The sequence below is a fragment of the Peribacillus sp. genome (assembly GCF_059453735.1).
Window position 1 is genome coordinate 1 of sequence record NZ_JAZVJO010000317.1, and the last position, 7101, is coordinate 7101.

Genomic DNA, 7101 nt, shown 5'->3' on the forward strand with positions numbered 1-7101 from the left:
CGAATTTGATTTAGAAGCGCGAGAATGGTTCAAGCAGCAATTAACATCCTTACAGCTTCCCTTTAAGGTGCACGCTGCCGCAAATATTTGGACCACCCTAGCAGCGAATTCATTATTAGCCCCGATTACAATCGGTTCTCATCTCGATACGGTTCCAAACGGCGGAAAATATGATGGCGCGCTCGGCGTTCTTATCGGGTTAGAAATTTTGACAACACTAATTGAATCGAACATAGAAACTACCCACCCTATCAGCTTGGTGTCCTTCACTGCTGAAGAGCCCAATCCCTTTAATCTCTCTACATTTGGCAGCCGAGTCGTAACCGGAAGACTCAAAAAACAAGATATTGAATATGTGCAAACCCCTTCTGGTCTTCCATTACGTACAGCACTTGCTTCAGCTGGAGGGTCTATTGAACAGATTGAAACGGCACAAGTTTCTCCTCAGGCTATCGCCGCTTTTCTTGAAGTGCATATCGAGCAAGGTAAACGACTGGTAAACAAGGGCATTCCAATTGGAATTGTTACGGCAATAACGGGAATATACCGGGAAGAAATCACCTTTATCGGAGAAGCCAACCATGCCGGAACGACGCTTATGACCGAAAGAATTGATGCACTAGTGGAAGCGTCAAAATTCGTCGTCGCCTTCGAAGAAATCCTTCGTCTTGACCCAGCAGAAGAAGTAGTTGGTACAATCGGTCAATTTGTTATTTCACCTGGGGCACCAAACATCATTCCAAATGAGGTGAAATTACTCATGGAAGTACGCGGTAATACGAAAGAAAGAATTCGTAAGACAGTTGCTCAACTAGATCAAACACTTCATAAATTATTTGAACATCAGCCCATTAACATCCATCGAAAAATTATTTTAGATCAAGCACCTGCCCAAATGGATCAAGACGTAATCAACACTTTCGTACAATCCGTTCCCCCAGATGAAACGTATCTGCTCTTAGGAAGCATGGCCGGACATGACACTGCTCACCTCTCCTCCATCACAAAAGCTGGGATGCTATTTGTGCCAAGTATTGACGGCAAAAGTCATTGTCCTGAAGAATATAGCACGATTGAAGACATTGAAAAAGTTGCGAATGTCTTACTCCAGGCTATTTTTAAACTAGATCAGGACCTATAAAAAAAGAAAGGGGTGCTCCCTATGCAAACCTTATATCTCGCTGACTATATATATCATAACGATGCATTTCAAAAAGAATTGGGCTTGCTTGTGACCGATGGCATGATTACAAAAGTGTCATCTAAAGAAGAACTTGTTTCCCTCTATCCCCAAGCTTCTATTGAAAATTGGACTGGAAAGGCGATTGTACCAGGCACCGTAAATGCACATAACCATTCCTTTCAGAGTCTTCTTCGCGGGATTGCCGTAGACAAACCTTTCTTAGAGTGGCGTGATCAAGCTCTATACAAATACACCCCCTTATTAGATGAGGAAGCGATTTACACGGGTGCTCTTTTTGCCTTTGGGGAAATGGTGAAATACGGAGTAACAACGGTTTGTGATTTCTTCTACGTGCATAACGGCGGGACAGCGAACGATGAAGCCGTTATTCGTGCCGCAAAAGATGTGGGGATTCGTTTCGTCATGGCACGTACGATGTATGACTGGGCTGGTGCCCCTCAAAGTTACATAGAAAGTATTGATGATGCGGTAGCCCGCACAAGAAAACTTGCCATCAAGTACCAAGGAGATTCTATGGTCGATATTCATCCTGCCCCGCATAGTCCTCACGCAGCCTCACCAGAAATGATCCAGGCTGGTCATACATTAGCAAAAGAACTCGGAACTCCCTTCCATATTCATGTTGCTGAAGAAATGTTCGAAGTCAATGAAATACTAGCAACCTATAAAAAGCGACCTGTACATTATCTTGATTCACTGGGTGTCCTGGATAGTAGTATGATTGCTATTCACTTAGTATGGATTGACGAATCAGAAGTCACCTTGCTTGGTCAACGTGGTTCGGGTCTCGCCTACTGTCCATCTAGTAATATGTTTTTATCGGACGGTGTTACCCCCATCCCCGCATTAGCTGGTGCAGGAGTTCCTATTGCCCTTGGCTCTGACGGTGCATGCAGTAATAACCGAATTAGTATTTTTGAAGAAATGCGGATGTGCTCTTTACTTCAAAAAGTAACCTCACTGGACGGTACATGCATCAATGCCAAACAAGTCTTCGACATGGGAACCAAAACAGGCGCTCATTTACTTCGTCTGAATACAGGTGAACTAAAAGAAGGATTAGCTGCAGATTTTGTCTCATTAAATCTAGATGATTTATCCCTTTCTCCAACCAATGAACTGTTTGCGAATCTCATCTATTCGATGCAGCCAAGTGCCATTTCTGAAGTCTTGGTAGACGGCAAGCTCATCTTGAAGAAATCACAACTGGTGAACATACCCGAAAAGAAAATAGTCACAAAGGTAAATAATTTATTTTCTAAATGGAAAAAGAATGATTTTTAACGCACTATAAAAGCCTCCCTATCATCTCGACAAGCTGATGGGCGGCTGCAGAAAGAAAACCCCCGTCACTCATTAAGACGGAGGTATGTATCAGAATTATTTAAAGGTCAACTCAGCGATTTGTGTACCTGTTGTTACTTCCGTTACCGCTGACGGGACGACTTCGGCAATTTTTTCATCAAAGTTAGGGAATACGAGGACAGTTATGACTTCTTTGCCTTTTTCTTTGATATAGGAGAGATCGAATGTCCCAATCGGGTCGTTTGCCTTTAGGACATCACCCGCTTTAACATTGATAGAGAAGCCTTCACCTTTTAATTCAACCGTATCAAGACCTAGATGTAATAGAGCTTCAAGTCCGTTCTCTGCTTCCATGCCAATCGCATGCTGCGTTGGGAATACTTGCGTTACCTTGCCGTTAATGGGCGAAACAATTTCTCCATTTACTGGATTAAAGGCGAACCCATCACCCATCATTTTCTGTGAGAAAACAGGGTCTGGTACATTTCCTAATGAAATGACTTCCCCATTTAATGGACTATGAACGGTTATTTTCTTTTCTTTTTTTGACTTTTTGAAAAACATGCTGTTGTCCTCCTCTATTCTCTATTTCCTTCTTGCAAAATCGACAAATCGGAATTTGTCCGGACGATGGCGTGATTCTGTATATTGAAACATGCTGGTATCGTCTAGGTATACGTAGTTTTTGACCACGACGATATTGTGGAATCCTTCAAGGTCCAAATAGCGCCGATCTTCATCCGTCGGTATTTCAATAGTAATTTCTTTTTTGGCGAACGAAATGGCTAGTCCCAGTTCCGCTTCAAAGTACTCGTATATGGAGTTTTCACAGATTTCCTTCGTCAGCACTGGCACATATTTGGCCGCCAGAATATCCTTATCGAGAATAATCCGCTCTCCTTCAATTTCACGTACCCTACTTACGGTCCAGACTAAATCTTCTTTTTCTAATTTCATTTTTTCTTTACTGTCACGAGAAGGTTGTCCCTTTTCCAGTTCTACCACCCATGTATGGATGCGTTTGCCCATTTTAGACGAAAGTTCTTTGAAGCTGACAAGTCCGGAAATTGGGAAATCAAACTTAGTGACATCAAGCACAATCGAGCCCTTGCCTTGAACCTTATGAATAAAGCCATCTTCCGCAAGGATTTTCAGTGCTTTTCGAACCGTTTCTCTTGAAGCATCATACATGTCTGCTAATTCATTTTCTGAAGGCAGGAGTGACCCGGCAAGTAACTCACCGTTTTTAATTTGGATAGCAATGTCTTCAGAAATTTGTGTGAATTTATTTTTCACCAGTTATCACCAATTTCATCATATCATTTTTTGAAATGATAGACATAGGATTGATACGGTCCCACGTCGATTTTTTTGGTCAATTCAGGAACTTCCGCCACATTTGCAAGCAGCATTTCATGTTGATACTCACTGATCAGTTCTTCTGAAATGACTAGCTCTGCCATTTCACTATAAAAATTATTGATGACAAGCAGCACTTCATTTTCTAAGACTCGTTCATAAACAAAAAGGTGTGGGTGGTTTTCTTCAAGCAAACGATACGCTCCGTCGGTGATAATAGCGTATTCTTTGCGCATCATAATCAATTTTTGATAATGATAAAAGATCGATTCTTCATCATTCAACGCTGATTCAGCATTTATTTCTGGATAATTAGCTGCAACGGGAATCCACGGGGTCCCACAAGTAAAGCCTGCTTGGGAATCATGGTTCCACTGAACAGGTGTTCTTGAATTATCCCGTGATTTTTCTTGAAGAATCGGGATGATTTCTTCCTCTGTCTTTCCTGCCTCTTTCATCATTCGGTATTGATTCATGGTTTCTACGTCACGATACTGATTCATGCTCGTAAACTTAGGATTGGTCATCCCAAACTCTTCTCCTTGATAAATATAAGGTGTCCCCTGCATCATATGAATCGTTGTGGCTAGCATTTTTGCCGATTGTTTGTGATAGATGCCGTCATCGCCATAGCGGGAAACGATACGCGGCTGATCATGGTTGCACCAGAAAAGCGCATTCCAGCCTCCGCCGTGCTGCATCTCTGTCTGCCAAGTAGATAGAATCCTTTTCAGTGCTAAAAAGTCCATCTCACCTACTGCCCACTTTTCACCGTTCGGGTAATCGACCTTTAAATGGTGAAAGTTAAAGGTCATGCTTAATTCGGCTCTAGCGGGATTGGAATACTGAATACAGTCCTCTATGGTCGTTGAAGACATTTCGCCGACTGTTAGTGCCTCATAATGAGACAAAACTTCTCTATTCATTTCCTGCAGGTATTCATGAACGCGAGGACCGTCCGTATAAAATTTTCGGCCATCCCCTGGAAGCATGGAGCCATCATCATCGGCATAGCGTTGATCCTTCGAAATCAAATTAATGACGTCCAGTCTGAAGCCATCGATGCCTTTTTTAAACCAAAAATGCATCATTTCGTAAATGTCCTGGCGCAGCTTCGGATTTTCCCAATTCAAATCGGCCTGTGTTTCGTCGAATAGATGAAGATAATATTGGCCGGTCTGTTTATCAAGCTTCCAGGCTGAACCGCCAAATTTGGAGAGCCAATTATTCGGTTCGTCTTTCCAAATATAATAATCACGATAGGGATTCTCTGTAGAAGCTGCGGCTTTCTTAAACCATTCGTGTTCCGTAGAGGTGTGGTTAACCACTAGATCCATAATGATTTTAATGCCTTTTGCATGGGCTTCTGTCAGGAGCTGCTGAAAGTCTTCCATGCTCCCGTATTCTTCATGTATCGAATAATAGTCACTAATGTCATAGCCATTATCACGCTGCGGCGATTGATAGACAGGTGTGAGCCAAATCACATCAACACCGAGTTTTGTAAGGTAATCAAGTTTTTGAATGATTCCTTGTAAATCTCCTATACCGTTTCCAGTACTATCGTTAAAACTCTTTGGATAGATTTGATAAACAACAGATTTTTTCCACCAAGGTTGCTGCATGAATGGATACCTGCCTCTCTAAGAAGTAGAGAGAAAGGGTTGCCCCTTTCTCTTCGTTTAAGCGGCTTCTGTTTTTGATTTTTTGAATGACATTTTGCCGATTTTAGTTTTGGCAAAGACGATAGTTAGAATGAACGGGATGATAATGGCTACCACCATCGCTAATGCGAAAACTAATAAGTATTCTGATTGAATCGAAAGAATCCCTGGTATCCCGCCGACACCAATTGAGTTCGCCATGACTCCGCTTCCTACTGAAATGACGGCTGCTACTAATGAGCCAATCATCGCTGCTAAGAACGGATAGCCGTATTTTAAATTAATCCCAAACATAGCGGGTTCGGTTACCCCTAGGTAGCAAGAAATCGCAGCTGGAATCGAAACCTGTTTTTCTTCTTCATCTTTACGATTAATATAAATCATCGCCATAACAGCAGAGCCTTGAGCAATATTGGATAAAGCAATCATTGGCCAAAGATTGGTGCCGCCGAATTCACTCATCAGCTGTAAGTCGATCGCATTGGTCATATGATGTAAGCCGGTAATAACGAGCGGCGCATAAACAAATCCGAAAATAGCAGCAAACAGCCAACCAAATGCTGAGGTTAATCCTGAATAAACGATGTCAGACACCCAAGAACCTGCCAACCAGCCAATTGGCCCTAGAACAACGTGGGCAAGTAAAACGGTTGGAACTAAGGAAAGAAATGGGACCACAATCATCGAAATCGAATTCGGGATAACTTTACGTAATTTTAATTCTAGGAAGGAAAAAACGAGACCAGCAAGAATCGCGGGAATGACTTGCGCTTGGTAGCCGATCATATCCACTGTCGCAAACCCGAAGTCCCAGAAAGGAATTTCTGCGGCCTCTGCCACGGAATAAGCATTTAACAGCTGCGGAGAGACAAGGGTAATCCCGAGAATAATCCCAAGAATTTGTGAGGCCCCCATCTTTCTCGCAACCGCCCAAGTAATACCAACCGGAAGGAAATGGAAAATGGCTTCACCAATTAACCAAAGAAACCCATGGACTCCAGACCAGAATTGAGAGACATCAACGAGAGTTTTCGTTCCATCCTCTAAAAGCTTTATGTCGCCGATTACATTTCTAAATCCGAGAATTAATCCCCCAACGACAAGTGCGGGAATGAGCGGCGTAAAGATATCTGCTAAATGGGCAATAATTCTTTGTAAGAGATTCATATTTTGCTTAGCAGCGATTTTAGCGTCTTCTTTGGATGTATCACTTACGCCTGCCATTTTAATAAACTCATTATAAAAGGACGATACTTCATTGCCAATGATGACCTGAAACTGTCCCCCTTGTGTAAACGTTCCTTTAACTAGCTTGATTTTTTCAATTTGTTCGACATCTGCTTTCGCTGGATCATTTAAGACAAAACGCATTCTCGTCGCACAATGTGTGACAACGGAAATGTTTTCACTTCCGCCAATTGCTTCTAGGAGTTCTTTTGCTGGTTCTTGATACTTGGTCATGCTTTTCCCCCCTTATCGTTTATCTTGGCTTACCGATGTTACGCAACTTGTATATACAAATAATGATTACGTTTTCATTTTATCTTGTATATACATCTTAGTCAACAT

Annotated in this window: 6 protein-coding genes; 2 read left to right on the forward strand and 4 right to left on the reverse strand. The window is 42.2% G+C overall.

Going from position 1 to position 7101, the window contains the following annotated elements:
* Both AC52RT_RS10105 and AC52RT_RS10110 read left to right on the forward strand, forming a co-directional pair.
* The coding region (locus tag AC52RT_RS10105; protein ID WP_495540627.1) for a hydantoinase/carbamoylase family amidase at window positions 1-1141 on the forward strand (1141 nt) is incomplete at its 5' end.
* Between the two features lie 21 nt (window positions 1142-1162).
* Entirely contained in the window at window positions 1163-2488 is a 1326-nt protein-coding gene (locus AC52RT_RS10110; protein WP_495540628.1) for an amidohydrolase family protein, read from the forward strand.
* A gap of 96 nt (window positions 2489-2584) precedes the next feature.
* Here the strand turns inward: AC52RT_RS10110 and AC52RT_RS10115 are convergent, their stop codons facing one another.
* Genes AC52RT_RS10115 through treP form a run of 4 tightly spaced genes read right to left on the reverse strand, consistent with a single transcriptional unit; the run spans window position 2585 to window position 6993 of the window.
* Window positions 2585-3073 (reverse strand): PTS sugar transporter subunit IIA, encoded by a 489-nt coding sequence (locus tag AC52RT_RS10115; RefSeq protein ID WP_495540629.1) that lies wholly within the window; start codon window positions 3071-3073, stop codon window positions 2585-2587.
* 21 nt (window positions 3074-3094) lie between these two features.
* Entirely contained in the window at window positions 3095-3805 is a 711-nt protein-coding gene (gene treR, locus AC52RT_RS10120) for a trehalose operon repressor (protein ID WP_495540630.1), read from the reverse strand.
* A 23-nt stretch (window positions 3806-3828) separates the two neighbouring features.
* On the reverse strand, window positions 3829-5493 hold the full coding sequence (gene treC, locus AC52RT_RS10125) for an alpha,alpha-phosphotrehalase (RefSeq protein ID WP_495540631.1): 1665 nt from the start codon (window positions 5491-5493) through the stop codon (window positions 3829-3831).
* 57 nt (window positions 5494-5550) lie between these two features.
* On the reverse strand, window positions 5551-6993 hold the full coding sequence (treP, locus tag AC52RT_RS10130) for a PTS system trehalose-specific EIIBC component (RefSeq protein WP_495540632.1): 1443 nt from the start codon (window positions 6991-6993) through the stop codon (window positions 5551-5553).
* Window positions 6994-7101 lie beyond the last annotated feature (108 nt).

Bases quoted from the DNA above. Each gene is read 5' to 3' on its own strand.
- AC52RT_RS10110 (WP_495540628.1), top strand. From the start codon at position 1,163: ATGCAAACCTTATATCTCGCTGACTATATATATCATAACGATGCATTT.
- treP (WP_495540632.1), bottom strand. From the start codon at position 6,993: ATGACCAAGTATCAAGAACCAGCAAAAGAACTCCTAGAAGCAATTGGC.
- AC52RT_RS10115 (WP_495540629.1), bottom strand. From the start codon at position 3,073: ATGTTTTTCAAAAAGTCAAAAAAAGAAAAGAAAATAACCGTTCATAGT.
- treC (WP_495540631.1), bottom strand. From the start codon at position 5,493: ATGCAGCAACCTTGGTGGAAAAAATCTGTTGTTTATCAAATCTATCCA.